We start from the raw sequence: 26,883 nt of genomic DNA on the forward strand, positions 1-26,883 counted from the left end.
CTCTTGATTCATTAGTGAATGCATTGGGTAAGATGCGTTTTTCGCTTTTTCTTGGGAACATATGTGGGATAAAGTTTTGCCGTAGAGAAATGATTCTATTGTGGGAGATGATTTTCTTGTTTTCTTGAGAGGCTATAAGGGATTGCTTGTATCAGTGTCTTTTATGATGACTTCGTTAAGAGCTTGGGTATTGATATAAGTTAGCTCAGTAATAGAATCATTTTGTATCGCACTTAATCTTTATTGATTATAGAGAGAATCCTATTAGACCGTAAAATATCATCGTTTAAGGCAGTTGATCTATGTAAGGCTTTAAGCATATCGGTGTTTTTTATGAGAATATTTAAGGCAATGGTTGTCTATAGGCTTATATTGTGACATGTGATTCTCCTTAAAAAAATAGAGATCGACATCACATTGATTTATAAAGATCATTTGTTGTTTTGCGCCTTGAATGGAAGGTCTATCGTAGGATTTTCTCATTTCAAATCTCTCTATCTAGAATCAATCAAAACCACTTGCTTGCACGTCACAAGCGGGATGAGTGTGTGGATAAAATTTGTATAAGAAAGGACTCTTATGAATTGTCTTAAGAGCCAAGGGCTGTAGCACAACACCCACGAGCTGACAAATATAACGATGGTGCCGGCTTGCTTCTTCACAAACGTAAGAGATGGGGGTGGTCAATGGATTTACCGTTATACCTTTCCGGGGGCTGCGAAATGGGTTTGGGTGCCTTGAGAGATGTTTCTTTAAAACAAGCCCGTGAATTGGCAACTGGGTGGCGGGCTGTTTTACGTGAGGGGCGTGATCCCATTAAAGAACGTGAGAAACAAAAGCGTGAGGCAATGCGCAATCTCCATTATTTAAAAAATATTGCTTTAGATGCTTTTGAAAGCCGTAAAGCTGAATTAAAAAATGATGGTGAGGCGTGTGATTGGTTTTTACACTGACGCCTTTATATTCTCCCCAAATTAGGTTGTCTGCCCGTTTCAGAGATTACGCAAACTGAGATACGCAATACGCTTTCTCCCATTTGGCATGCAAAAGCTGGAACAGCTCAGACAGCACTGAAGCGTCTTAATCTTTGTCTTAAACATGCGGTTGCATTAGGGTTTGGATGTTGATTTACAAGCAACGATAAAAGCACGCGCGCTCTTAAGGTAAGCAACGTCATAAAACGTAAAATAGACCAGCTATGGATTGGAAAGATGTCCCTGCTTTTTATCAGTTACTCTGTAAAACACAAAACATAACACAACTGGCTTTGCGTTTGCTTATCCTGACAGGCGTTCATACTAATCCTTTGCGTCATATTCGTGAAGATCAGATTGAAGATGATATCTGGACAATTCCTGCTGAGAATATCCAATCTTTAGCGGTTTGTTTGAAACAGAGATTGAGACTTTTAAGAGTTCTATGAATCATTCTAGATTTTATGTGTCCGATTGGAGTAAGAATATTGCGTATATCTCGTAATCTCTGAAATGAGAAACCTCATTTGGGAAAAATATGAAATTGAAAGGGCAATGCTAACGTTCATTTTTATTGTTATTTTTTAAGTTAATTTTACAGCTTTCAAAAGTATTTGGAATGCCTTTTACAGAATGGAGATGATGGTTTTAGTTCATGCTTTTTTTATCGCGTTTTTTAATGGGGGGAATGCTTCTCATGCAAAATAGAGTGCCCAAGACAAAATATGCTTATGTTGTACTGTCACGCTTTTTTTAAAAGGAATATTTTTCAATATTTGTGGCATCCATTTTATGACGGTGTTTTTGAATGTTCCAATGGTTTTGTAGAAGGGGGTAAATGGTAAAGTTTCGGTGTAGTGTATAAACGGCACTATGATCTTTACGCTTAATAAAAAAGCAAGCCTGCAGCCTTACACATCTTGCCAGATTCCAATGTTGGTATATCCTTTGGTGCTTGAGACAGTGTCTCGCTCTTTTTGTACAGTTTTTACCCACAGATCAGCTCCGCTTGTGATTGACAAGCAAGTGATTTGATTAATTCAACATGAGAGCAATTTGAAATGAGTAATCTTACCATATTCAAGATTCTAATTTAATATGAATAATGCTAGATTATGATGATTAATCAGTTTGTTATCTATGAAGAAAGAAAATAAGGAGGAGGAATTTGTCGAAAAGTTAGATTGTTTATAGATTGGCGCTGGTTAAGAAACTTTGTCCTTAAGGGCAGAGAGGATGTTAAAAAATAAAACCAGCTTTTCGCTGGTTTTATCGAAATATCATCATTATGATGAAAGAGTGTATTATGCAGCGTAGACAGCTTTACTGTTTTCATCTGTTTCTTCTCTCTCAGTTTTAAACTCGCGTTCCGGCTTGTTGGAGAGATGCATCTCTATGAGATTGATAGCTTCTGTTTCAGAAAGACTATTGATAACCGCAATTTCACGGGCCATTCTTTCAAGAGCAGCTGTATAAAGTTGGCGCTCAGAGTAAGATTGTTCAGGCTGTAGATTAGAGCGGAAAAGATCACGGACCACTTCGGCGATACAAATAAGATCTCCTGAGTTGATTTTAGCATCATATTCTTGTGCACGACGTGACCACATGGTCCGTTTAACGCGTGCTTTTCCACGTAAAACTTTTAAGGCACGTTCGACAGAATCACTAGCAGATAATTTACGCATTCCAACGGAAAGGGCTTTTGCAATGGGGACTTTGACATCCATCTTATCTTTCGCGAAATGAATGACAAAAAGTTTTAATTTATGTCCTGCAACTTCTTGATCTTCAATCGCTATAATTTGTCCTACTCCATGCGTAGGGTAGACGATATATTCAGAGGTTGCAAATTCTTTGGTCTTGGAAGACGTTCCATGTTGGGATGCCATATTTTAGTTTACTCCCTTATGATCAACAAATGTATCGGAAAACAGGTTATAAACCTGAGGGTTGAGTTTTCTTTAACCAAGTATATTGTACCAATTAAGTGAGCATAAAAGCCGAGTACTTTTAAATCAAAAAAAAATACACCGCTTTACTATAACAAGCAAAGAAAAATACTTAGAAAGATGATCATGTTAAAATAACACTAACATCAAAATTTAAAAGAATCAATCATTTCGCTTAAGGATTTTTTATTTTTACAAGAGAAGTCTTTCAATCGTTGAAGGAGGAGAGTGTACACTTTATCATTACTCTTCGCCACTTCCTGGATTTTCTGAAAAATACTTTTCTAATTTATTTGGAACACCATCCATTTCTTTTGCTTGAGGAAGAGGATCTTTTTTGGTGGTTAGATTAGGCCATTTGTTTGCATAATGAAGATTGAGTTCTAACCACTTTTCTAATCCTGGTTCTGTATCAGGTAAAATCGCTTCTGCTGGGCATTCTGGCACGCAAACACCACAATCGATGCATTCATCGGGGTGAATAACAAGCATATTTTCCCCTTCATAAAAACAATCAACTGGGCAGACTTCAACGCAATCCGTATATTTGCAGTGAATGCAGTTGTCGGTTACTACGTGGGTCAAGATCAAACTCCATTTGTTACTTTAATTCTCTTTAGAGGAAAGTGTGTGCGTGTTTTTATGATTGGTGAGTTGATCGCGTAGTACAGCTAGTTTCGCAAAAGGTGAATCAGGATTAAGGCGCTTTTCTTTTTGAAAGGGCTTATGATTTGCATGTTTCCCTTGGGATTTGTGGAACTTATGAGAGCGTTTTGCTTGTGATGGTGCTTCTTGAGGGGAATTTTCATTTTTGTATTCCGCTTTTTTTACAGCGTTCTTCGATTTATTTTGCCACTTATTTCCTAATTTATCACGTTTTTTTTGTGCATGGTGGGGAAATTGATGCTTATAATGCCATAACAAAATAACTTTATCTTCTTCTGTAGAGCGAGGGGATTTGGCAAAATTCCCAACAGGTTCAGCTGCTGGTAAACGATTGGTTTTATGGAGATGTTTTTCAATACCAGAGGATGAAGTGTTTGGGAATGAGGTATTTTTTTCTTCTCGTGTTGTTTCTAAATCGCTTACTGTTTGCCATTGACTTCCAACGCATTCTGCTGCAGGAACATCTTGCATTGCCCTATTGACAGGGGAAGAGGCTTGGTGTGCAAAGAGATTTTGTTCAAAAACAGTATTGCTTATGCTGTACGATTGATAACCAAGTCCTTTGAGGATTTCTTCCATATCGTTTCCATTGGCCCCAAGAATGGACATCATGGCTGGTGTAACAAAAAAACTTTTGCCATCATAGGCTCCATCGGGTTTAGGATCACTTCCTTGTTTCCAATGAAGTGCGGGACGGATGAGATTGGCAAGACGTTCTAAAATATCAATCCGTACAGCACGTTGTCCTAAGATTCGGTAGCCGGCTAATTGATAAAATTGGCGGTTATAGGTAGGGTCAACAATTAAAGAGGTTCGACCAGCAGATAATGCTGAAAAAACTTCACCCAAACCAGTTTGATCTTGTCCCGCATTTTGAAGATTCCACAGGAGAGTAATGGCTTGAACCGGAGCAGGTTTAAGCATTCCGGCAACATAGATATGAAAAGCGCCAAAACGCACGCCTAGACGCCGAAGAACGGCACGTGATTCTTGCGCAAGGTTTTTGACAATGTCTAAGACTTCGCGGCGTGGTAAAATCCCTAAAGAGTTAAAAAGTTGTAAAGCAAGACTGTTTGTTGAATCCGTTAAATTATCAGCATTGCGCAAATCAAACAGGGGTTTTAAAGTCGTTTCAAAATGAAAGGTGACAAAGCGTTCTAATCGTTTCACAACGTTATTGCGGGATTCTCCCGTGAGTTGTTCATCTGCTAAAACAATCAGTTTTGGTTTAAAAAAATCTTCTGTTGCTACAAGTTGTCCTACGGGTTGACCAATCCAGCGCACAATTCCATCAGAACTGAGGGTAAAATCTCCATTTGCAGAAGCACAAAAACGTGTCGCGCGTTTGGAAAAAGCAAGAATCAAATTCTCATTCTCTGTTGAAATTTGCTTCTCAGCTATTTGATCGGTACTGTTTTTGTTGGCATAAAAACGAAAACCTTCAAATTTACCCCTTCCGTGTTTTTCAATGAGAATATCATCTTGAAGAATCTCATTCTGTTGAACAATCTTGCTATCCATGATCATTTTCTTTCTCAGTGTGACACTGGTCAAAAGCTTTTTGCGACAATTTCATAATGGTGCTCTTTCTTTAACACGTTTGTTGCGTTTGCTTCAATCACTCTTGTCATTTTTTGCTGTTTCTTTGCGCCTTTAAAACTTGAATGATTCTTTTTTCATTCAGTTTTCATTCAGTTTGGATGCTTTATATTTGCAAATTACACTTATTAGTTGTATTGTAAAGCTAAAAGCATAAATAAATTCTTCAATTTAAAAGGAAACGGAACCGGTTATCAAAAAACGGCATTTCTTTTGCATGATCACTTTATTTTTTTGCTGTTTTGTCATGAAAAGTGAAGAGAAAGTTTTTTCAAATATTTCATAGGCTAAAAGGCATATTGTAAAGGCATTTTGCAGGTGAAATTGTGTCTTATGTCAAGAAGTTTTACCATGACAGTAAAAAAAACAATTGCGATTATAAAATTACACGTTAAAGTAGTGGTCACAGAAGTTAACAACTTTTGCGTTCTTTTTAAGCGAAGAACAATGATGTCGTTGCCAAATCAATTTTGATAATTTTAATCGCAAGGGGTTATTATGGGTAATCTTTCAAATGCTGTTTATAAAAGCAGCAAAAATTATAGCGATGCAGACAAAAGCTTAGGACGTAATATGATGCGTTCTGCTATGCAAGCACCTTATCTTGAACGACAAAAAGAGCATGATTTGGCTCTGCGGTGGAAAGACAAACGTGATGATGATGCCATGCATCAAATTGCAGCGGCTCATATGCGTTTAGTGATTGCTATTGCTAATCGCTTTAAACGTTTCAAAATGCCATTGGGGGATTTGGTACAAGAAGGGTATGTGGGACTATTGGAAGCAGCTGCACGTTTTGAACCTGATCGGGAAGTGCGTTTTTCAACATATGCAACGTGGTGGATACGCGCTTCTATTCAAGATTATATTTTGCGAAATTGGTCAATCGTTCGAGGGGGAACGAGTTCTTCGCAAAAAGCACTTTTCTTTAATCTTCGGCGTTTGCGTGCAAAACTGATACAAGATGATAGTGCTTTGTCAAAACAGGATATTTTTCGCACAATCGCTGAAAAACTCGGTGTTTCCGTGCGCGATGTTGAAACGATGGATTTTCGTTTTTCCAGTTCTGATAATTCCTTGAGTGTTTCTGTTTCTGAGAACAGTGATAATCCCATTGCTAAGATGGATGTTTTGGTGGATGATAGTCCTCTTCCTGATGCTTTAATTGAGCAAGTCATTGATGGTCAACGGCGTACACAATGGCTTTACGATGCGTTGCAAATTCTCAACGAACGGGAGTTGGAAATTATTCGCTTTCGTCGCTTAAATGAAGAGGGGGCGACTCTCGAAGTTTTAGGTGAAAAGTTAGGAATCTCGAAAGAGCGCGTGCGTCAAATTGAAGCTAGGGCTTTGCAAAAATTGCGCTCTGCTCTCCTTACGGTTCATTCAGAAGACGCTTACGATATATAAGCAGTGAAAGGCTTTGGGGGGGGGAGGAAAGAGAATGTATTAAGTGGGGGCATATGAGAATATGATAAAGTCAGTTTTAGGGGGTGTTCATATTTGTTTAGGAATATGCCTCCTTGGGGGCGCTACTGATAAACAGAGGAAGATAGGGGGCTGTTAGTTGGAGGAAATATATATATCAAACGGAGACCTATAAAGGCATGATGAAGTTGGATTTTAAAGTGTTCCTCTTTATTTTCGAATATGCTTTAAGGGGGAGGGCGTGATACAGGCAGAAAAGAATCAAAACTGTAACGGATGAGAAGAAAGGCTTATTCTGTAATAATTTTCACTTTTGTACCTGCGGGTAAAGTTTGCGTTGGTGAGAGGGCGTTGAGGATGCGAAAGAGTTTTTCTTTATATGGTGTGTATTGCATTTTATCTGCAAGATTGGCAACGGTTTCTCCTTGTTTAACACGGACAACACGGATTTTTAAGGGCTGCAATTTTTTTAACTGTGAAGATGAAAGAGAATGAAAGCTTTGTAGCGTTTTTTGGGCAACCTCTGCAAAATTTCGAGAATTATATGGAGCGGCCGTCAAAAAACGAAAGATGTGGTTGTTGAATGGAATGACAACCACATCAAATTGCCATTGATCATTGGTAGCATAGGCCCGCGCTCCAAGTAAACTTTGGCTTTGGGATTCTTGGCGCATAAATTCTTGATTGGGGAGCCCTTGAATTGTGATGGGGCGGATAGATGATTGATCTAGACCGATAATCCAGCCGCTTTTCAAATAATCACTCGCAGATATTTCAGCAGGATGTGGAATAGCATCAAAACGAATCGCAATTTTATCTGGTCCACTGGCCCAAACAGTGTGTGCTGAATGTTCTATTGTAAAATTGTTTGGAACAGAAAAAGCTATGCGCAATTGTGGGTGAATAAATTGGTTGCCTCGTACAAAACCTGTATAAAAGCCTCCTCCAAAAATTATGCCATCAATGCTTTTGAGAAAAGAATCATGATCGGATATTTTACTATTCCCTTTACTGATTTTACGCGCTTTTTCTATCGCAAGCCGAATGCGTTGAGGGGTAGTTGGGTGGGAGGCTAAAAAATCTAGAGAGGCATTTTGGGTGCCAGAGATATTACGAAAAGCACTATAGGCTTCCATTGTTTGAAGAAAGCGTGGTGAAGCAAAAGGATCATATCCTGATTGTTGGAGCATTTCGAGCGCAAGGGAGTCAGCTTCCAGCTCTTGATTGCGGGAAAATTGCGCGAGTTGTTGCTTGTTTTGCATAGGGTTATGAAGTTTTTTGCCAATAGAAGAAAGAAGACGTGAAGACATGTGATTGGTCATCTTTAATTGGGCTTCTTTTTGCAGGCGTAAAATGCCATGATTGGCTCTGATATGTGCTATCTCATGGGCTAAAATGGCTGCAACTTCTGAAGAATCATTGGCTAATGCCAGCATACCACGAGTGATGTAGATCGAGCCGTTGGGGAGCGCAAAAGCATTGATAGTTTCTGAGTTTAAAATTGTTACAGAATAGTTTTGATGAGAACTATGGGATGCAACTGCTAGTTTACGGACAATCTTTGCTAAAAGGTGTTCAAGTTTTGCATCATGATAAGCGCCACCATACATTTGCAAAATACGTGGGTGTTGCAGAGCGCTTAATGTGACATAGATATTGTGGTTGTTGGTACGTTTGATCGTTTTAGAAGAAGTGGAAGAAAGCCTATCATTTTGAGAAAGTGGTGTATGACAAGCCGAAAGGAGAAACGTTAGACTTATGAAAGTTGCTTTATACAGGCAAGAGCGAAAAAGAAAATTGCGGTGAAAAATGGGGTGCGTTGGACCATGGTGCACATTATTTCTGCGGAGTAATTTGGCAAATTGCATTTGTATCTTTGTATCGTATGTTTCTTTAAGAAAGGCATTAGGGATAAGGATTCGTTTGGCTATATCATGCTTTTTGTTTATAAAAAATGACTCTCACTTATAAAAAGATGCACTGTAAAGAAAATTTTGTGAAAGGCAAAGTATGGCATGACAACATTTACGATATTATTAAATGGGGATGTTCATATCACTGATCGTTTGCTTAATCAAATTCAAAACAGTCGGGTGATTGCTGCGGATGGTGGTATGCGTCATGCGGCAACGCTTAATGTAACGCCTGAGTTGTGGTTAGGAGATTTTGATTCATCAGATGAGAATTTAATCTGCCAATATAATCATGTTCCGCGTGAAGTTTTTCCCTCTGATAAAGATATGACAGATAGTGCTCTGGCATGTGAAAGAGCGCTGCAAAAGGGTGCTAAAAAGCTTATTTTATGCGGTGCTTTGGGAGGGGAGCGAAGTGATCATAGCCTTTCTCATATGACGCAAGCGTTGATGATGGCTGAAAGGGGTATTTCAGTGTTGTTGACAAGCGGTTTGGAAGAAGGTTGGCCGGTTTTGCCAAAGCCTTGTTCATATGATTTGCCTAAAGGGTGTTTGTTTAGTCTTATCGGTTTTTCTGATTTAAAAGGTTTAACGCTTAAGGGAGTAAAATGGCCAATTTGTGACAAAAATGTGTCATTTGGCTCTTCTTTAACACTTTCTAACCGTATTTGTGGAACCTTTTCTTGCCATTTAGGTTCTGGAAAAGCTATATTGCTAGTGTCTGTACCTATTCCATAAAGCTCTTCCAATATATTTTGAATAAGGCAGGGGGGGGCCTAGTGATGAAGTGCCGACATAAACGATATATGTATTGATCTTGAGAAGGAAAGGTTTTGATATGTTAAAATCAATTTTTAAAGTGGCCGTTGTTGCAGCCATTGGTTTCAGTTCAGTCGCTTGTACTACAAATGATGAACGCGTTGCACGTTACGGCGTAGGAGGAGCAGCAATCGGTGCTTTGGCTGGAACTGCTATTGCTGGAAGTACGCCTGGAGCAGCACTTACCGGTGCAGCATTTGGTGCTTTGGCTGGAACAGTAACAGGTGCAGCTGCAAATCAAAGAAAACAACAAAGACAGGCATCACAATTGTGCACGTATCGTGGTCGTAGAGGGCATGTTTACCAAGCACCTTGTAGACAAAGAGTTCCTATACGGCAATTGTGTGCTTACCGTGATGCAAGAGGGGTGATGTATCAAGCACCTTGTCCGCGCCGCGTTCGTTAATGGCGGTGCCGCTTTTGCGGCTTGACCGCATTTTCTTAAATTTTGGAAAAACGCCTTTGCTCAATCAAGCTTCTTTATCGGTTGAGCAGGGGGCGCGTATTGCGTTGGTTGGCCGTAATGGTTGTGGAAAGTCGACCTTATTAAAAATTGCCGCAGGAATATTAGAACCTCATGGTGGCGAAATTTTTCGCCACCCGCGAGTAACGCTCCGTTATGTCTCACAAAATCCGGATTGTTCAGGATTTGAAGATATTAATGCTTATATGGAAGCGGGGCTGGATGATATATCTGATGTTCAGTGGATTAATACGCTTCGCACAAATTTAGGGTTTTCTGGGACGGAAAAATTGGAAACGCTTTCGGGAGGCGAAAAGCGGCGTGTTTCATTGTTACGGGCCATTGCTGCAAAACCCGATATTTTGTTCTTAGATGAACCAACCAATCATCTTGATTTACCAACTATTGAATGGCTGGAAGCTGTTTTGGCTTCTTTGCGTTCAGCGATTGTGGTGATTTCCCATGATCGACGATTTTTAGAAAATGTTACACGGTCAACGGTATGGCTTGATCGTGGCACAACCAAAAGACTGGAAAAGCGTTTTTCTGAGTTTGAAAATTGGCGTGATAAAGCACTGGAAGAAGAAGCCATCGAACAGCATAAATTGGGGCGCCAAATTGCTCGTGAAGAGCAATGGTTGCGTTATGGCGTGAGCGCACGGCGTAAGCGTAATGTACGGCGCTTAGGCGAATTAAAAGACTTAAGACAGCGTCATCAAACCTATAAAGGGCAGCCAGGAAATGCACTTTTGACAGCAGCAAAAAGTCATGATTCTGGGCAATTGGTGCTTGAAGCAAAGAAAATTTCAAAATCCTATGGTGATCGCATTATCGTGAAAGATTTCTCTTTGCGCATTCAGCGGGGTGATCGAATCGGTTTGGTAGGACCCAATGGAATCGGAAAGACAACGCTCCTTTCTGCATTAATTGGGCAAGAAGCCGTGGATAGTGGAACGGTGAGGCATGGCTATAACCTCTCTATGGCATTGCTTGATCAGCAACGTATTTTAAATGAAGAAGAAACTTTAGCGCATTATTTAACGGGAGGAAGAGGTGATACTCTTGTGATCAATGGGCTGGAGCGGCATGTCGTTTCTTATATGAAAGACTTTTTATTTTTACCGGAACAAGCTCGCACTCCCCTTAAAGAATTTTCAGGGGGAGAAAGAGCACGCCTCATGCTTGCACGACTTCTTTCTCGTCCTGCAAACTTTTTGATTCTTGATGAACCGACCAATGATTTGGATATGGAAACTTTGGATTTGTTGCAAGAATTTATTGCTGATTTTGCGGGGACAGTATTGTTGGTCAGCCATGACAGAGACTTTTTAGATCGTACTGTAACGCATATGTTGGCACCTCAAGGTGATGGTCATTGGGTTTTGTATGCGGGCGGCTATAGTGATATGATGGCGCAGAACCAGCATGCTCTTCGCTTACAACGCAAAAGAACAGAATTATCGCAGCGTAAAGCACCTTCAAAATCTCATGCGGGAGAGCTTTCAAAACAGGATACATCAATAGATCATAGCTTGATAGGGCGAGAGAAAAAAACACGAAGTAAATTGTCTTATAAGCAGGTTTATGCATTGGAAAAATTGCCTGAAGAAATTGCTGTTTTACAGGACGAAATCAAAAAAATTGAGCAAGAACTCTCTGATCCAGCCCTTTATCGCAGTGATAAAGAGCGTTTTGAGCGTTTATCAACAACGTTGGAAAAAAAGAAAAATACTTGCACACAAAAAGAAGAAGAATGGTTAGAACTTGAAATTTTACGCGAAGAAATGGAAGCGTGTTCACGGTAATGTTTCAGATATTAATATCTAAACATTTTAATTCGTATTGCATCATCGCTTTTCTTTAATTTGTTACAAGAGTTTGTGGCTGATTTAGCGGGAACAGTGTTGTTGATGAGTTATGGCAGAGACTTTTTAGATTGCACTGTAACATATAGCATCTCAAGGCGATGGTCATTAGGATTTGTATATGGGGGGACAGTGATATGATAGCGCAAAACAAACATGCTCTGAGCTTACAAGGCAAAGAAACAAAACTACCTTTGCCGTGAGTTTTTTCAAAATTTCGTATATGGAAATATGCCAGTTCCATTGCATATTTTGCTCGCTCTTAGTGTTGCTATAGCGCCCCTTGGAATTTGAGAGCATTCATAAGAAACATGCCCTTGTCTTTACCTTATGCTTTAAACATACCAACCCCGCTTATGATGGAAAAGCAAATGATCCTCATTAATTCTAACGTAAGAAGTGTTGTGATGAGGAAAGCTTACTGTATTTGATGTTATAATTTAAGTTTAAAAATGATGATTTGTTAAGATAAATCAACGTGTTATTGCAACATTTCTAGGAGGAGAAAATGATGGCAATTAAAACAAAGCGAACAATTTCCACATTGATCAGTTTAGAAGATGCAGCTGAACTGTCTTCTTATTTCCTCCGTAATGCGAATCATCTGCGTCCTTTTGAACCTGTTAGATCTGATGGTTACCACAGCCTAACAGCTTGGGAAACACGAGCCAATGCATTTGCTTATGAAAGCGCACAGGGACAAGCATACCGATATGCTGTACGATTAAAAAATGAAAACACAGTCATCGGTGTTGTGAATTTTACAAATGTGGTTCGGGGTGTTTTTCAAGCCTGTCATCTTGGTTTTTCTCTTGATGAAAAATAACAAGGCAAAGGTCTCATGTTTGAGAGTTTATCGGCTCTAATACGCCATATCTTTCATGTTTATCATCTGCATAGAGTGATGGCAAATTATAGACCTGAGAACATAAAAAGCGAACGTTTATTAAAACGCCTTCATTTTGAAAAAGAAGGCTATGCCAAAGACTATTTGATGATTTCTGGAAAATGGAGAGATCACATTCTAACCTCTCGAATCAATGATCTTTATGAGTCCGTTAATAGATTCGAATAAAGTTTTGTTAAGGGTCTTTTTATCAAATGTGTAAATATGCTGCACTTTTCCCTATCCTAAAAGACGAAGATCCTTAACCACCTCTTCTTTTGTAAACAGTTCAGACTCTCGTTTAGCGGATTTCAACGGCTGACCGCTTTCATATGTTTCTTTGCGTAGATAATAAATTGATTTATCATCATAATTCATTTTTTTCAATTTGAAGAGAGTCCTCAATATCGGAAGACTTTCTCATTTCAAATTTATTGATGTTTAATCATAAAAACACCTCTCTTGCACATCACAAACTGAGTTGGCATAGGTTGGCATACAAGTGAGGGTTTATGTGGATAAAAATTATTGAAGAACAAGAATAAAAATTCTCTGTATAAATCCTTTTAAATGTGAGGGCTGTTGCAATATTGTGTATTCTGTGACCGATAGTCTCGTTACAAGTTACACAAACGGCTTATTGTTGGGTGAAATTTTTATACATTCATTTATTTTTTGCCATTTGTATTTTCTTTTCTTAAGAAAATTTCCAATGTTATCAATGGTTTTAATTCATACCAAGCGCATTTTTATAAAGTTCAATGATTGCTTCTTCTTCCATTCTTTCATGCTCTTCTTTTTTACGCAGCCGTATAATGCTTCGAACAGCTTTACTATCAAAACCAGAGCCTTTAAGTTCAGTGTAAACGTCTTTAATATCATCAGAAATGGTTTTTTTCTCTTCTTCTAGTCGTTCAATACGTTCGATAAAAGAGCGTAATTGGTTTACGGATATAGCGTGTGTTTGATCGGTTACTGTATCGTTCATTGTATTTTTCTCCAAGTTATATATTTTAAGTTGTTTTTCGACGACGAATTTATGTTAAAAAAGCTTGAAAACAAAAAGTAAATCAAGCTACACAGCTTTTTTACAAATTGACTTTAAATATTTTGTAAAATTTTTAAGATATATGCATTGATAAAAGGGCTATAAAAAGAAAAATATAAAAATATACGTTTTAGATTTGAAAAGCTTTAAAAAAAGAAATGTGTAATTTGTTTTGAGAATTTGGCATTATAGAGGAAGTTTTGTGATTTTAAAAAAGCGATATTGGGTGTTTCAGAAAGGATTAAAAGTTTTTCTCTTGAGCATTTTGCTCTTGTTTCCCCTTGTTGTTTTTGCAAAAGCTGACTTTAGAGTTTGTAATACAACCCAACAGTCTGTAGGGGTTGCTCTTGGATATCGTACATTTTCAGGGTGGGTGAGCGAAGGCTGGTGGACGGTACCAGTGACGGAATGTAAAACTTTAATTGAGGGGCCCCTTGCTTCACGGTTTTATTATTTTTATGCGGAAGGGGCACAAAAAAAAGGGAACTGGGCAGGCTCTGTGACCATGTGTGTGCAAGATAGCCAATTTACTATTCAAGGGGTTCATGATTGTTTCCCTCGAGGATATCAAAAGGCTGAATTTAAAGAGATCGATACCGGAAATCAAACCAGTTGGATGGTACAGTTGACGGATGAGTCTTTGTTAAACAATTCAGTTATACCTTCTCTTTCAGGAAATTCTCCACCGTGAAACGTGCACGTAAAGTAAAAATTATTGCGACTCTTGGTCCTTCTTCTTTTTCTCGTTTGATGATTGAGAAGCTTTTTAGGGCAGGAGCAGACGTTTTTCGTCTTAATATGAGCCATACTGATCGTGATATGCTGGGTGATTTGGTCGAGTCTATACGAGAAGTTGAAAAAACAGTTCGACGCCCCATTGGTATTTTGGTGGATCTTCAGGGGCCAAAACTGCGTGTGGGGCGTTTTGCTAAGGGGCAAGAAGATTTGCGTGTTGGGCAAAGCTTTACATTAGATAATCGCGATGTTCTTGGCGATGCGCAGCGTGTTTTTTTCCCTCATGAGGATGTATTTTCGGCTGTTAAACCAGGGGACCGGTTGTTGATTGATGATGGAAGGGTGGAACTGCGTGCGCAAGTTTGTGATGATCACTTTGTACAGTGTCGCGTGGTTGCTGGTAGCCGTATTTCTGATCGAAAGGGTGTCAGTTTTCCCGATACAATTTTGCCTTTTGATTCGATGACGTCAAAAGATAAGGAGGATCTTCAGGCTCTTTTACAGCAGCCTGTTGATTGGGTTGCTCTTTCTTTTATTCAACGTCCAGAAGATATTATGGCGGTGCGTCAGTTGACGAAAAGTAAGGTGTCTTTGATGGCTAAAATCGAAAAGCCTCAAGCCTTGGAGCATATAGAGAAGATTATTGAAATTTCCGATGGTATTATGATTGCACGGGGTGATCTCGGTGTGGAAATGCCTCTGGAAAAGGTCCCTGCACTTCAGATGGAGTTGATAAAAGCTTGTCGTTTAGCTGGAAAACCGGTTGTGGTGGCAACACAAATGCTCGAATCAATGATCACATCTCCTGTTCCCACACGCGCAGAAGTGTCGGATGTTGCTACAGCAGTTTATGCAGGAACAGATGCGGTGATGTTGTCTGCTGAATCTGCTTCTGGTCGTTATCCTGAAGAAGCTGTGCTTATGATGGACCGAATCGCGCGACAAATCGAACAGGATCACACTTATGCCGCTCAGGTTGGAGCACAACATCCAGCACCAGAATCAACAGGAACGGATGCGATTTCTCTTGCTGCGCGTCAGATTGCTGAAACACTTGCTCTATCCGCTATCGTTGCCTATACGGCTTCAGGAACAACGGGGGTGCGCGCCTCTCGTGAACGCCCTAATAGACCGATTATTGCTTTATCGCCCATTGTGGAAACAGCAAGGCGTTTGGCTTTAGTTTGGGGGCTTCATTGTGTGGTCACGCAAGATGCTCGCAATTTAGAAGATATGGTTGATCGAGCAGCAGCCATTGCATTTCAGGAAGGCTTTTGCCAAGGAGGGGATCGTTTCCTTGTAACAGCCGGTGTTCCTCTTGGAACGCCCGGTGCGACAAATCTCTTGCGTATTGCTTCTGTCTCTCAAGATGGAACGAAAGGGATTTGAGCCGTTTACGCATGGTGTTTTTTCATGCGCCTTTGAACAGGCTTTAAAAACAACGGGTGTGCGCTTCTTGTGAATGCCTCCATAGACCCATTATTCTTTTATCTCCTATCGTAAGATAGCAAGGTGTTGCATTAGGTCGTCCAGTTTGGGGATGGAAGCAGATGCGGTGATGTTGTCTGTTGATTTTGTTTTAGTTCTGAGGAAACTGCTTTTACGGTAGGCATTTAATGGGAGCCCCCCTTTTATTTCATTGAGACAGATTGGGGATTGCTTTATTGATGTTTATACGAGCGAGATGTTTATTGATAATGAGAGTTCATTCTTTCGCTTTTTGGATAAGAGCCTTGAAATTTTTCCCATTTTAAACTTTTGCAAACAGAATTGAATAAAATTAAAATTATGTGCCTAAAAAATCGTACTGGTATGTTATGAGAAAAAGTGATGGGTGAATGTGTTTTTAAAATATGCTTTGTCGAAGCATTTGCAACATATTGATTTATAATGATAATTTATCGTTATTAAACTTGAATTAGAACCCCGAATTCCGTAAGATTCTCTTAAATTTATTTATGTTTTGTTAATCATAACTCTTTGTTTGTACATCACAAGCGGGTGGGTTTTATGGGAAAAAGCTGTACAAGAAAGGCGTCCCTCTTATGAATCGTTTTACGAGCCAAGGGGGCTATCGCAATATTGAGGGCTGACTATAATGATGATGCCGACTTGCTCTTTCTTTTATTAAGCTTGGAGATTTTGAGGGGTGGGGAGAGAAATATGGATTATTTGTTATAAGGATAAAAATAGCGGTAGAGGATGTTTTCAAGAGCTATTATTGTTGTTTATGATGTTTGAGGTTGTATGAGATTAACATACTCTTCGGGTTTGACTTTTTTCCTGCTCTAAAGGATGAAAATACTTAATTCACGCTGGTTTATAAATGATACGGTTCTTTTCGGTGGGTTTCATCGGATGGACATCTCAGGTGCAAAGACTCCATGGTGCTTATAGTATCAAATAGCGGTGTTTTACGGTATAATAGATAAGGTTATTTTTTAATATATATTGAATCTGCTTGATATTATCTAAGGGGCAAGGATTTTTGGGCATGCATTCATAGGGAACATGAATATAGCTCTTTTTTTCGAAGGGTGCTTTATTTGTTTGTTGCTGTTGTCATTTATATGATTTTTTTACAATGATGTTGATTTTGTTATCTTATTGCGCGGTTAAAAGACATCTCATTTGAAATGTGGTGATATAAGGCAGTCTCCTTGATATAGGAAGCGTTTGTGCGGAGGTGAAATATTCAGGGTAGGGCTTTCTTGTTGAGGTTTAAGTTAATCCCATAAGTCGTGAGTAGCTGGAATCCTTCCTATAAAAAACCAGACTGTTTACACACTGGTGTGGGTTTAAGAATTTTTATCCTGTGAGATGTGGCGGACAAGTCAAATCTCTGGTTTATTACGCGCTGATGTACCTTTTAGAAATCTTCCTGTTCCTGTTCTTGTTCTTGAAGGTTTGTGCGGTTTTGATCATCTTTGAGCAATTGGTTGGTGAGATTTTCAATGCGTTGTGTGGTGTCACGCATAATTTTCCCCATGGTGCGGTCTCTTTCGTTGTGGAGTCGTAAAAGAGTATTGTAGTCTTCTTGTAATTTTTTATTTTCTCGTTTTATTTCTTCCATTTCATCAATAATCATTATGCCAGCCATAACCGATAAACGATGGTCGCCAATTTCACCAAAATTGTTCTTTAAATGTGTGATATATTGATCCAATTGAGCAGCAAGCGCAATAAGACGACGTTCTTGTCCTTTGTCACAAGCCATGCGATAAACTTTACCATCAATGGTAACGGAAACAGTTTCCATACATTCAAACCTTTATCTATCAATGACAACACGAATTGTTTCCATTGCTTTAATAAGACGTTTGGAAACTTCTTTGTTTACGGACTCTAAGCGTTCAATTTGGGCTTCAGCTTTGTCAAGCGCTTGGGCAAGATGGCTGCGGTCAGCATTCATTCGTTGGATTTCTTCTTCCCATTCGTTATTTTTATCAATAACGGCATTGCGGTTTATTATGGTGATCTCTAAAGTTCTAAGTGCCTTTTCTAGGTGCTCTAAAGCATCTTGTAGAACTGTAGTCTCTTGGTTCATTGCTTTTATCCTTTGGGTAATTGTATCCTTTATCAATGTGTTATGCAAAAACGAATCACTTTCACTCTTGTGTTGTGTGCATTTTATTTTTAAGTATGTAGGATATTTTAGCAAGCAAAGCAGGGGATAGATATAAATTAAAAGCTGGATTTTTTGCGCGTATTGGCATAAATGACATGGATATACAGAACGCGTGAGGGGAATGTTATTAATATTATTGAAGTGGTGGCAAAAAGTCTCACGCTAATGGTTAGAAAATAGTATTTCTTGAGAATTTTAAGAGAATACGGAAAAAGCAACAGAATAACGTATTTAACGAAATGGTCGAGTATTCATGACAAACACCCACCAACAGAATCAGATGGCCAATGCTATCCGTTTTCTTGCTATTGATGCGATTGAAAAAGCAAATTCTGGTCATCCGGGCTTGCCAATGGGAGCAGCCGATATTGCTACGGTTCTTTATACAAGATTCCTTGCTCATGACCCCAAAAAACCTCGCTGGCCTAACCGTGATCGTTTTGTGTTATCAGCAGGACATGGGTCTATGTTGCTTTATGCTCTCTTGTATCTTTCTGGTTATGAAGATATTGGCATTGAAGATCTCAAAAATTTTCGCCAATTAGGAGCAAAGCTTGCTGGGCATCCAGAATATGGGCATGTGGCAGGAATCGAAACAACGACTGGTCCTCTTGGACAAGGGTTGGCTAATGCTGTGGGGATGGCTCTTGGAGAGCGTTTGCAAAATGCTCGTTTTGGTGATCTTATCAACCATTACACTTATGCGTTGGTGGGCGATGGATGCCTTATGGAAGGGATATCTCAAGAAGCACTTTCCCTTGCTGGTCATTTGAAACTCAATAAGCTTATTGTGTTGTGGGACGATAATAATATTTCTATCGATGGAGAGATTTCCCTTGCTGACAGTACAGATCAGATTGCGCGTTTTAAGGCATCTGGTTGGGAGACACATAAAGTCAATGGGCATGATCAAGCAGCAATTGCGCGGGCTATTGAGGCGGCACAAAATTCCGATAAACCAACTTTGATCGCTTGTAAAACAACAATTGGCTTTGGAGCACCCAATAAAGCGGGTACCAATAAAGTTCACGGAGCCCCTTTGGGCGCACGAGAAATCACTGAAACCCGTATCGCGTTAGGGTGGGATGCTGAGCCTTTCGTTATTCCAGCCGATATTCTCGATAATTGGCGCTTGGCTAGTCTCAATGCTGCTAAAAAACGCCAAAAATGGGAAGAAAAATTTGCTGATCTTCCTGTCTCAGAGCGTGTGGAGTTTGAAAGATTGATGCGGGGCGATCTCGTGGGCGGATTTGATGGCGCTATTGATACTTATAAACAGAAATTGGTTGAAGAGCGCCCCGTTGTTGCTACGCGTAAAGCTTCGGAAATGGCTCTTGAAGTGATCAATGAAGTCGTTGTTGAGACTATTGGTGGTTCGGCTGATTTAACCGGATCTAATAATACAAAAAGTAGCCAGATGAAAAGTATCTCTGCTGAAGATTTTTCAGGGCGCTATCTGCATTATGGAATTCGCGAACATGCAATGGGAGCTGTGATGAATGGTCTTGCCCTTTATGGCGGCTTTATTCCTTATGGGGGAACCTTTTTATGCTTTTCTGATTATATGCGTCCTGCTATGCGTTTGTCTTCTCTCATGGGGTTGCGGGTGATTTATGTCATGACTCATGATTCTATTGGTCTTGGTGAGGATGGTCCGACCCATCAACCCGTAGAGCATTTGGCTTGCCTGCGTGCAATGCCTAATCATTTTGTGTTCCGTCCTGCCGATGCTATGGAGACAGTCGAGTGTTGGCAATTGGCTTTGAAAGCATGCGGGACGCCTTCTACCTTGGCTTTAAGTCGACAAAATCTACCGCTTTTGCGTCAAGAGTATGAAGAAGAAAATCTCTGTATGCTTGGTGCTTATGAATTTCTAACAGCTAGCGATGATGCACAAGTGACGCTGTTTGCTTCTGGTTCAGAATTGCAAATTGCAGTGGAAGCACATGCGGTGTTAGAAGAAAAAGGCATCCCAACGCGTGTGGTTTCTGTGCCTTGTTTTGAACTTTTTTCTCAACAATCTCTCTCCTATCAGCGTGCTCTCATTGGAGATGCACCGATTAAAGTTGCCATTGAAGCTGCTGTCGCCCAAGGATGGGACCGTTTTATTGGCTGTGATGGTGTGTTTATTGGTATGGAGGGCTTTGGGGCAAGTGGAACAATTGATGCCCTTTATGCGCATTTTGGTATTACTTGGGAAAATGTTGTTGCCACCGTTGAAAAAGGGCTGGAAAAGATCAAAGAGGAAAAGACAAAGTGACAGCTTGTGTTGTCATGAATGGGGTGATTGTAGGGCATCATATTCTGTGCAGTATTGTGGATGATCTTGTGCATTATTGTGGATAAGTGAGTGAGTGATCAAGATATTGACATTGTGGGAATTAATGATTTTGGATTGGTGAAATACCCATTTATTGTGTTTTAAATGTTGTGCTTTTAAAAATTGATGAGGAAACATGTGAAATGACAGTTCGTGTTGCAATTAATGGGTTTGGTCGTATTGGTCGCAATATTTTACGTGCACTTGTGGAAAGTGGACGACAAGATGTTGAAGTGGTTGCAATTAATGATTTGGGATCGGTGGAAACAAATGCCCATTTATTACGCTATGATTCAGTTCATGGGCGTTTTCCTGGGATCGTTAAGGTGGTAGGGGATGCTATTGATGTGGGAGGTGGTTTAATAAAGGTATGCGCAGAGCGTGATCCTGCTCAATTGCCTTGGAAAGATTTGGATATCGATATTGCTTTGGAATGTACGGGTATTTTTACTGCGCGTGATAAAGCAAGTGCTCATTTAGATGCGGGGGCAAAGCGTGTTCTTATTTCTGCGCCTTCTGAAGGAGCAGATCTTACGGTCGTCTATGGGGTTAATCATCAATCTTTAAGCAGCGAGCATCGCGTTGTTTCAAATGCTTCTTGTACAACCAATTGTTTGGCGCCTGTTGCACAAGTTTTACACAACACGGTGGGCATTGAAAAGGGCTTTATGACAACAATCCATTCTTATACGGGTGATCAACCTGTATTGGATACAATGCATCGGGACCTTTATCGTGCACGTGCGGCAGCTCTTTCTATGATTCCTACCTCAACAGGAGCGGCAAAAGCTGTGGGATTGGTTTTGCCAGAATTAAAGGGATTGCTTGATGGTGTATCGATTCGTGTTCCGACCCCTAATGTTTCTGTGGTTGATTTGACATTTATCGCTAAGCGTTCCACAACAATCGAAGAAATTAATACAGCTATTGCTACTGCTGCACAAGGTTCTTTGAAGGGTGTTTTGGACACTACAGAAGAGAAACTCGTGAGTTGTGATTTTAATCATAATCCTCATTCAGCTATTTTCCACAATGATCAAACCAAAGTGATTGATGGTAAGCTCTGTCGCGTTCTGGTTTGGTATGATAATGAATGGGGCTTTTCTAACCGTATGAGTGATACGGCTGTGGCTTTTGCTAAGACAATATAAGAGGACCTCAGGGTCCTCTTTTTATAGGGAAAAGTCTCATTTTTGTGCAATTTTGAGAAAAACAGTTAGAGGCTGTTGTTCTCATGCGCTAGAGAGAAGAGGCTATTGAAAAATTGATGATGTGTTTTGTTTTAATACTGTGTCAATACGTGCTTTTAAAAGATGCATGAAAGAGTAAACTTTGAAAAAGTAAGATCTGAACGAGATACCTTTTGAGAAAACGTTAGAAAACAGGAGATGTAAACTCTTTTTCCTAGAAGTAAAAGGAAGCTTTAATAGAGATCAAGTTGAGCCAATGCATTTGTTTGCCACAATGGAATATGAAGATTAAGAGCAATGGTGGGCTTTTGTACATTTGACGATAAAAGCTTTGGATTTTTATTAAGCAAAGGGTGAGAGATAGGCTGTCGTGGATCTCTTGTAAAAGCAAAGAGGGGGATAAGTGGAAAGAAAAGTGGGCAGGGTTGTTGGATGCGTTTTTATTTGAAACAATGGAAAGTGAAGAGGAAGCAGTGATGGGGTTTCGTACACTTGATGATGTTGATGTTTTGGGTAAACGTGTTCTGGTGCGCGTAGATTTTAATGTTCCTATGGCGCAAGGTAAGGTATGCGATGAGACCCGTCTTGTACGACATAAAGAGACACTCGTTGAGCTGCAAAAGCGTGGTGCTAAACTTATTCTGCTTTCTCATTGTGGTCGCCCTAAAGGAAAGGTAGAGCAAGAGTTTTCACTCCGTCCTGTTGTGCAAGTGCTGGAAAAGATCATTAATCAGCCGGTTGCTTTTGCTCCGGACTGTATCGGTTCGGCGGTGCAGGTTGCAGTTGAGTCATTACAAAATGGTGGTGTTTTACTGCTTGAAAATGTTCGTTTTTATGCTGGTGAAGAAAAGAATGATTGTTCTTTTGCAGAAGCTTTGGCTCATAATGGAGATCTCTATGTTAATGATGCTTTTTCAGTTTCTCATCGTGCCCATGCTTCGGTGGAGGGAATAACGCATTTGTTGCCTTCTTATGCAGGACGCTCTTTGCAAGGTGAATTGCAGGCATTAGAAAAAGGACTTGGCAATCCAGCACGTCCTGTGGTTGCCCTTGTGGGAGGAGCAAAGGTTTCTAGTAAGCTTTTTGTGCTCAATCATTTGGTGGAAAAAGTTGACTCCTTAATTATTGGTGGGGGGATGGCTAACAGTTTTTTAGCAGCGCAAGGTATCCATGTAGGGAAATCACTGTGTGAACATGCATTGATGGAAACGATAAAAAAAATTATTAAAAAAGCGCGAGAGTGTCACTGTACGCTTCTGCTCCCTCAGGATGCTGTTGTGGGATTTCGTTTTGAAAAAGATGCACCGCATCGTCTTTATGACATTGAAGATATTCCACAAGATGGCATGATATTGGATATTGGGACGCGCTCTATTGCGCATATCAATGCTGCGATAGATGAAGCTGCTACTCTTGTGTGGAATGGACCCCTTGGTGTTTTTGAGATGTCTCCTTTTGATAAGGGAACCATTGCCGTTGCACACCATGCAGCAGAACGTAGTTTGACGGGAAAGTTGGTTTCAATTGCCGGAGGGGGCGATACGGTTTTTGCCCTTAATCATGCCGGTGTTGCCAATGATTTTACTTATCTTTCGACTGCTGGAGGAGCTTTTTTGGAATGGATGGAAGGAAAGACTCTTCCTGGTATTCTTGCCCTCATGCAGGCTTAAAGGGCTTCTTTGAAGGGGAAGGTTAAAGAAAAACTATACGGTCGTGTAGAGTGTTTTGATAGTGTTGCGCATTTTTAGAAATTAAGACAAAATAAAGAGGAATTTTTTTATGAATGAACGGCTTGAAGATATTGCACTTGCTTTGGTGCATGCGGGTAAAGGTATTTTGGCGGCAGATGAAAGTACGGCGACCATTGGAAAGCGTTTTGAAAGCATTGGTGTTGAATCCAATGAAGATAAGCGCCGTGCTTATCGTGAAATGCTTTTTAGTACAAAAGAAGCGATGGAAAACGCCATCTCTGGGGTTATTTTATTTGATGAAACCATTCGGCAAAAAGCATCAACTGGGAAAATGTTGACGGATCTTATTCGGGATTCAGGCGCTTTGCCAGGCATTAAAGTTGATACCGGTGCAAAACCCTTGGCTGCTTTTCCCCAAGAGACAATTACCGAAGGGTTGGATGGTCTTCGTGAGCGGCTAAAAGATTATTATGCTTTGGGAGCACGTTTTGCTAAATGGCGTGCGGTAATTGCTATTGATGAATACACTTTGCCAACAAGAGGCGCCATAAGACAAAATGCACAAGCTCTTGCACGCTATGCTGCCTTATGTCAGGAGTTCAATATTGTGCCCATTGTTGAGCCGGAAGTGTTGATGGATGGATCATCGTGTGGGCATTCAATCACACGCTGCTTTGAGGTGACACGCACTGTTTTGCAAGCTGTCTTTAAAGAATTGTTTGAAGCTCGTGTTCTTTTGGAGGGGATGATTTTAAAGCCCAATATGGTGATTGATGGAAAGGATGCTCGCAAGGCTTCTGTTGAAGAAGTTGCTGAAAAGACCGTCCAAGTGCTTAAACAAACTGTTCCTGCTGCTGTTCCAGGAATTGCTTTTCTTTCTGGAGGGCAGTCTGATCAGGAAGCAACGGCGCATTTATCTGCTATGAATTCTTTGGGCGTATTGCCTTGGAAATTGACCTTTTCCTATGGACGCGCATTGCAAGCAGCTGCCTTAAAAGCATGGGCAGGAAAAGATGAGAATATTGCTGTTGCACAGAAGGCATTTCGTCATCGGGCTCGGATGAATCATCTTGCGGCTTTGGGACAATGGACAAAAGAACAAGAAAAAGCGTGCGCTTGAAGCACAAGCTCTGTTTTTAAATGCGGAGAGATTTTTCATATTTCTGCGTGATTTTTTGTGCCCTCATCATGATAAAAATGGCGGGGGCATTTTAGGCTTGAAAGCTTTCTCAGAGAGTTTTTTCCTTGGACCTTTTAAAAGTCTTTAATGGGTGCTATCAAGAGATAAAATTGCGGGAGAGGTGCAATTTCGAGAAGGGGAGACAATGCTAGGAAATTTGTGAATGCACAGCACTTTAGTATGGTGTCGTTCATGGGTGGGTACTTACTTTTTGCGTGAAAATCATAAAGCTCATACTGTATTGAAGAGTTTGATATTATGATATTTTTTCTTTTTCATGTTATCATTACTTGTCATCAGCAGAATTTATTTGATTGCAGTTTCAAAGGTGGATTAAGCGGGTAGATTAGAGAGTTGCGATTTCTGAGCGGATTGGAATACAGCTTATGAAGCTTTTCTGCGTCAGGATAGCTTCCTCTTCAATGGGGGTAGTTTTTCTATTGGCGAACGAATTGAATAACTCTTGCGAAAGAAAATAGATTTGCACCTCAATAAAACACCTATTTTTTCGTTAAAATGGATAAATTTTTCTTGTATTTTTTGATGATATAATTACAAATGTCTAACTTCATAGCATCTTGGCTTAAAACGGGGGGGGAGTTGTGGACGGTATATCTTCTAAAAATAACAGTATATCTTCTAAGAATACAAGCATCAAAAGAAAAAATCGATACGCAGAACAGAGCTTTTCTGCAATTATGATGCGAAAATTGTGCAATATGGTGCGTGGGGTATTCGAAGGGATCTTTGCAGTATTTACTTTCACAATTTTTCTTATCCTGTTCAACATACGTGGACCGGTTCATGCCATACTAAGCTTCTTTTCGGGTGCGAGTGGATTAGCGTGCTTTTTCTTTTTTGTCGGATACTACTTACAACGCCGCGAAGCAACAGCAGATGAAGCCGGTATATCGCTCACATTAATCTTAGCAATTGGTGAAGGCGTTTTTTCTATTTGCTGCATGTATGCTATGTGGGGTTACGACGCTCTCTTGTTCCGTTTAGCACCTCCTGGGTATGTTCTTATTCTCCCTGAATAAATAGAGTGCAATTCGTTTGCATACAAATAAAAATGAGAGGCTGTCTGCCTCTCAAATTCTTAATAATCGCTCTCCAAAATCATAACATCAAACCCGCTTTTAATGAAGGGACTAACAAGCCTTGGGTCCTTAAGCCTCAAGGCAACCCTTTACAAGGGCGGTGCGCCTAACGGCATCCTTGACCTTAAGACACTCAAACGGCTTATTTTGTTTTTCTCATGTATGATATAAGGGGAAAGCTTCTCATCGTGCCTAAATGGTAACTTATCGTGTGTTAAATGGAAAAATGAGAAAAAGCATCTTTATGCAATATAATCCAATTATGATTTTTTGATTTGAAGATAAAGGGTTTAAAGTTCTACAAGACTGATACGATAAAGGGGGGAAGTTGCCTATCTTAGAAACTAAGGCGTATTTTAGGTGCTCTTGATATAGCTATCTCACCAAATGGTTTTGAAGACTTATCCTTTTAGCTCTATTCACTAAAAGGTCATTTTGAGGGGGCTTGGCTAATGAATGTAAAGGAAAATTAGCATGTAATATTTCGCTTTTCTGGTATAGATGCTGAATGAGTTAATTATCTAGAGGATCACTGAAGAGGGAGCGCTAAAAAATGATGGAAAAACCGCTGCATTTTGGTGAATTCGTGGTTGAAGATATAATCGTAAAACTTGGCTTATCTGTTCCTGAAACAGTTGAATGGTTTGAAATGGTTAGGGTGTCAGTTCTGCATATGCTTGGCTCGCTATACAAAAAAATTATGATTTAGTGCAAGCTTTTAAACATAAATACCCTAAAGATGTATCTTCTTTGTATATGTTCTTATCATCGTTAATGTGCCTTCTTAAAGCATGATAGGGGGTGCTATAAAGTTGAGGGCTGTAAAATATATGGGGCTTGGAGGGGGTGAGAAGATGGTGTTCAATCGAAGTACTCTATCCTTATTTTTATGGGCTATGCCTGAAAGAGAGAGCTGGAGAGACAATTTATGAGCAAAGAGAACGGTGTTTTGAGGTTGCGGTGTCTGCAAGAGCAGAACAGTGATCGTGGTGATATTTACAAACAATAAATTTGATAAAATTTTACAATTTTGCCAAAAGCCGGTTTATTATAAAAGCTGTTGCTCATGTGCTCTCACAAAGTTATAAGAAGCCCAAAAGTGCTAAAAAAGTCTTTGCTCTTTTTCAATAATATGAATCTGCAAACAATATTCAAAAAGTGTTCGTGTGTTTGAAAGAGAATAAAAGGATATTCTTGCAATAGAGAGAAGCGTATTTGTGAATTACAATTTGTCATGATTTTCGGTAAACACTATTGTTTAGAGCGGTGAGAGAGGGCATGAAAAAATTTTCATATTCAGTTTTTTTAAAGAGTGTGGTCAGTCTTTAGGGTAGTGCTTGTGTCCCTAGAGCCTATCAAGTGAGCCGCGTAAGGGTTTCAGCAAGCGAGCACCATTATACTCTTTGCCAGCGTATACTCTTTTGTCAGC

General features: G+C 39.9%; 22 protein-coding genes and 1 pseudogene. 16 read left to right on the forward strand and 7 right to left on the reverse strand.

Annotation, left to right across the window (positions count from 1 at the left end):
- Window positions 1-650 precede the first annotated feature (650 nt).
- The 3 genes from ACFIMI_RS03370 to ACFIMI_RS03380 all read left to right on the forward strand — a co-directional run bounded on the left by ACFIMI_RS03370 (window position 651) and on the right by ACFIMI_RS03380 (window position 1,423).
- The gene (locus ACFIMI_RS03370; protein ID WP_375692240.1) at window positions 651-953 is read left to right on the forward strand and encodes an integrase arm-type DNA-binding domain-containing protein; all 303 of its coding nucleotides are present in this window, start codon (window positions 651-653) and stop codon (window positions 951-953) included.
- Between the two features lie 60 nt (window positions 954-1,013).
- Complete coding sequence (locus tag ACFIMI_RS03375) at window positions 1,014-1,127, forward strand: hypothetical protein (RefSeq protein ID WP_375645726.1); 114 nt, start codon at window positions 1,014-1,016, stop codon at window positions 1,125-1,127.
- Between the two features lie 71 nt (window positions 1,128-1,198).
- A complete protein-coding gene (locus tag ACFIMI_RS03380; protein WP_375645589.1) occupies window positions 1,199-1,423 on the forward strand; it encodes a hypothetical protein in 225 nt (74 codons plus the stop codon).
- Between the two features lie 855 nt (window positions 1,424-2,278).
- Here the strand turns inward: ACFIMI_RS03380 and ACFIMI_RS03385 are convergent.
- The 3 genes from ACFIMI_RS03385 to ACFIMI_RS03395 form a co-directional block, all read right to left on the reverse strand.
- Window positions 2,279-2,863 carry a CarD family transcriptional regulator gene (locus ACFIMI_RS03385; RefSeq protein WP_273790499.1) on the reverse strand — a complete coding sequence of 195 codons (585 nt, stop codon included), beginning with the start codon at window positions 2,861-2,863 and terminating at the stop codon, window positions 2,279-2,281.
- Between the two features lie 303 nt (window positions 2,864-3,166).
- Window positions 3,167-3,508, reverse strand: coding sequence for a ferredoxin FdxA (fdxA, locus tag ACFIMI_RS03390; RefSeq protein ID WP_015856977.1), 342 nt, complete (start codon window positions 3,506-3,508; stop codon window positions 3,167-3,169).
- Window positions 3,509-3,529: 21 nt separating this feature from the next.
- The gene (locus ACFIMI_RS03395; RefSeq protein WP_375613182.1) at window positions 3,530-5,110 is read right to left on the reverse strand and encodes a hypothetical protein; all 1,581 of its coding nucleotides are present in this window, start codon (window positions 5,108-5,110) and stop codon (window positions 3,530-3,532) included.
- Between the two features lie 576 nt (window positions 5,111-5,686).
- On the opposite strand from ACFIMI_RS03395, the gene ACFIMI_RS03400 reads away from it, so the two are divergent.
- Complete coding sequence (locus tag ACFIMI_RS03400) at window positions 5,687-6,598, forward strand: RNA polymerase factor sigma-32 (protein ID WP_015856975.1); 912 nt, start codon at window positions 5,687-5,689, stop codon at window positions 6,596-6,598.
- A gap of 308 nt (window positions 6,599-6,906) precedes the next feature.
- On the opposite strand, the gene ACFIMI_RS03405 is transcribed toward ACFIMI_RS03400, so the two are convergent.
- A complete protein-coding gene (locus tag ACFIMI_RS03405; protein WP_375674804.1) occupies window positions 6,907-8,484 on the reverse strand; it encodes a M48 family metalloprotease in 1,578 nt (525 codons plus the stop codon).
- Between the two features lie 147 nt (window positions 8,485-8,631).
- Here ACFIMI_RS03405 and ACFIMI_RS03410 point away from each other — a divergent pair, with 147 nt between their 5' ends.
- The 4 genes and pseudogenes from ACFIMI_RS03410 (at window position 8,632) to rimJ (ending at window position 12,751) form a co-directional block, all read left to right on the forward strand.
- Window positions 8,632-9,267 (forward strand): thiamine diphosphokinase, encoded by a 636-nt coding sequence (locus tag ACFIMI_RS03410; protein ID WP_375692241.1) that lies wholly within the window; start codon window positions 8,632-8,634, stop codon window positions 9,265-9,267.
- A 100-nt stretch (window positions 9,268-9,367) separates the two neighbouring features.
- Window positions 9,368-9,754 carry a hypothetical protein gene (locus tag ACFIMI_RS03415; protein WP_375692242.1) on the forward strand — a complete coding sequence of 129 codons (387 nt, stop codon included), beginning with the start codon at window positions 9,368-9,370 and terminating at the stop codon, window positions 9,752-9,754.
- Entirely contained in the window at window positions 9,754-11,616 is a 1,863-nt protein-coding gene (locus ACFIMI_RS03420) for an ABC-F family ATP-binding cassette domain-containing protein (RefSeq protein ID WP_375629752.1), read from the forward strand. Before ACFIMI_RS03415 ends, ACFIMI_RS03420 begins: the two co-directional genes overlap by 1 nt.
- A gap of 571 nt (window positions 11,617-12,187) precedes the next feature.
- Window positions 12,188-12,751: pseudogene (gene rimJ, locus ACFIMI_RS03425) on the forward strand (ribosomal protein S5-alanine N-acetyltransferase).
- 538 nt (window positions 12,752-13,289) lie between these two features.
- Here the strand turns inward: rimJ and ACFIMI_RS03430 are convergent.
- Window positions 13,290-13,550, reverse strand: a complete 261-nt coding sequence (locus ACFIMI_RS03430) for a DUF2312 domain-containing protein (RefSeq protein ID WP_005774567.1) — start codon at window positions 13,548-13,550, stop codon at window positions 13,290-13,292.
- Window positions 13,551-13,812: 262 nt separating this feature from the next.
- Between ACFIMI_RS03430 and ACFIMI_RS03435 the strand changes: the two genes are divergently transcribed.
- Together ACFIMI_RS03435 and pyk are read left to right on the forward strand one after the other, a co-directional pair.
- Window positions 13,813-14,301, forward strand: coding sequence for a DUF1036 domain-containing protein (locus ACFIMI_RS03435; protein ID WP_273790491.1), 489 nt, complete (start codon window positions 13,813-13,815; stop codon window positions 14,299-14,301).
- The gene (pyk, locus tag ACFIMI_RS03440) at window positions 14,298-15,734 is read left to right on the forward strand and encodes a pyruvate kinase (protein ID WP_375613187.1); all 1,437 of its coding nucleotides are present in this window, start codon (window positions 14,298-14,300) and stop codon (window positions 15,732-15,734) included. Before ACFIMI_RS03435 ends, pyk begins: the two co-directional genes overlap by 4 nt.
- Window positions 15,735-17,214: 1,480 nt before the next feature.
- On the opposite strand, the gene ACFIMI_RS03445 is transcribed toward pyk, so the two are convergent.
- Together ACFIMI_RS03445 and ACFIMI_RS03450 are read right to left on the reverse strand one after the other, a co-directional pair.
- Window positions 17,215-17,604, reverse strand: coding sequence for a cell division protein ZapA (locus ACFIMI_RS03445; RefSeq protein ID WP_375613188.1), 390 nt, complete (start codon window positions 17,602-17,604; stop codon window positions 17,215-17,217).
- A 12-nt stretch (window positions 17,605-17,616) separates the two neighbouring features.
- A complete protein-coding gene (locus tag ACFIMI_RS03450; RefSeq protein WP_005774573.1) occupies window positions 17,617-17,892 on the reverse strand; it encodes a DUF4164 domain-containing protein in 276 nt (91 codons plus the stop codon).
- Between the two features lie 334 nt (window positions 17,893-18,226).
- On the opposite strand from ACFIMI_RS03450, the gene tkt reads away from it, so the two are divergent.
- The 6 genes from tkt to ACFIMI_RS03480 all read left to right on the forward strand — a co-directional run bounded on the left by tkt (window position 18,227) and on the right by ACFIMI_RS03480 (window position 26,163).
- Window positions 18,227-20,233 (forward strand): transketolase, encoded by a 2,007-nt coding sequence (tkt, locus tag ACFIMI_RS03455; protein ID WP_375638265.1) that lies wholly within the window; start codon window positions 18,227-18,229, stop codon window positions 20,231-20,233.
- Window positions 20,234-20,436: 203 nt separating this feature from the next.
- Window positions 20,437-21,444, forward strand: coding sequence for a type I glyceraldehyde-3-phosphate dehydrogenase (gap, locus tag ACFIMI_RS03460; protein ID WP_375611739.1), 1,008 nt, complete (start codon window positions 20,437-20,439; stop codon window positions 21,442-21,444).
- A 515-nt stretch (window positions 21,445-21,959) separates the two neighbouring features.
- Window positions 21,960-23,153, forward strand: coding sequence for a phosphoglycerate kinase (locus ACFIMI_RS03465; protein WP_375692254.1), 1,194 nt, complete (start codon window positions 21,960-21,962; stop codon window positions 23,151-23,153).
- A gap of 109 nt (window positions 23,154-23,262) precedes the next feature.
- A complete protein-coding gene (locus ACFIMI_RS03470) occupies window positions 23,263-24,294 on the forward strand; it encodes a class I fructose-bisphosphate aldolase (RefSeq protein WP_375632062.1) in 1,032 nt (343 codons plus the stop codon).
- 662 nt (window positions 24,295-24,956) lie between these two features.
- Complete coding sequence (locus ACFIMI_RS03475) at window positions 24,957-25,394, forward strand: hypothetical protein (RefSeq protein WP_375611741.1); 438 nt, start codon at window positions 24,957-24,959, stop codon at window positions 25,392-25,394.
- Between the two features lie 613 nt (window positions 25,395-26,007).
- Window positions 26,008-26,163, forward strand: coding sequence for a hypothetical protein (locus ACFIMI_RS03480; RefSeq protein ID WP_375613193.1), 156 nt, complete (start codon window positions 26,008-26,010; stop codon window positions 26,161-26,163).
- Window positions 26,164-26,883: the final 720 nt, after the last annotated feature.

The sequence above is a fragment of the Bartonella sp. AP4SXKL genome, assembly GCF_042195845.1.
GTDB lineage: Bacteria > Pseudomonadota > Alphaproteobacteria > Rhizobiales > Rhizobiaceae > Bartonella.

Excerpts from the sequence above, each read along its gene's own strand:
- ACFIMI_RS03380 (WP_375645589.1), top strand. The coding sequence starts at position 1,199 with ATGGATTGGAAAGATGTCCCTGCTTTTTATCAGTTACTCTGTAAAACA.
- ACFIMI_RS03385 (WP_273790499.1), bottom strand. The coding sequence starts at position 2,863 with ATGGCATCCCAACATGGAACGTCTTCCAAGACCAAAGAATTTGCAACC.
- ACFIMI_RS03395 (WP_375613182.1), bottom strand. The coding sequence starts at position 5,110 with ATGGATAGCAAGATTGTTCAACAGAATGAGATTCTTCAAGATGATATT.
- ACFIMI_RS03400 (WP_015856975.1), top strand. The coding sequence starts at position 5,687 with ATGGGTAATCTTTCAAATGCTGTTTATAAAAGCAGCAAAAATTATAGC.
- ACFIMI_RS03405 (WP_375674804.1), bottom strand. The coding sequence starts at position 8,484 with ATGCAATTTGCCAAATTACTCCGCAGAAATAATGTGCACCATGGTCCA.
- ACFIMI_RS03410 (WP_375692241.1), top strand. The coding sequence starts at position 8,632 with ATGACAACATTTACGATATTATTAAATGGGGATGTTCATATCACTGAT.
- ACFIMI_RS03415 (WP_375692242.1), top strand. The coding sequence starts at position 9,368 with ATGTTAAAATCAATTTTTAAAGTGGCCGTTGTTGCAGCCATTGGTTTC.
- ACFIMI_RS03420 (WP_375629752.1), top strand. The coding sequence starts at position 9,754 with ATGGCGGTGCCGCTTTTGCGGCTTGACCGCATTTTCTTAAATTTTGGA.
- ACFIMI_RS03430 (WP_005774567.1), bottom strand. The coding sequence starts at position 13,550 with ATGAACGATACAGTAACCGATCAAACACACGCTATATCCGTAAACCAA.
- ACFIMI_RS03445 (WP_375613188.1), bottom strand. The coding sequence starts at position 17,604 with ATGGAAACTGTTTCCGTTACCATTGATGGTAAAGTTTATCGCATGGCT.
- ACFIMI_RS03450 (WP_005774573.1), bottom strand. The coding sequence starts at position 17,892 with ATGAACCAAGAGACTACAGTTCTACAAGATGCTTTAGAGCACCTAGAA.
- tkt (WP_375638265.1), top strand. The coding sequence starts at position 18,227 with ATGACAAACACCCACCAACAGAATCAGATGGCCAATGCTATCCGTTTT.
- gap (WP_375611739.1), top strand. The coding sequence starts at position 20,437 with ATGACAGTTCGTGTTGCAATTAATGGGTTTGGTCGTATTGGTCGCAAT.
- ACFIMI_RS03465 (WP_375692254.1), top strand. The coding sequence starts at position 21,960 with ATGGGGTTTCGTACACTTGATGATGTTGATGTTTTGGGTAAACGTGTT.
- ACFIMI_RS03470 (WP_375632062.1), top strand. The coding sequence starts at position 23,263 with ATGAATGAACGGCTTGAAGATATTGCACTTGCTTTGGTGCATGCGGGT.
- ACFIMI_RS03480 (WP_375613193.1), top strand. The coding sequence starts at position 26,008 with ATGATGGAAAAACCGCTGCATTTTGGTGAATTCGTGGTTGAAGATATA.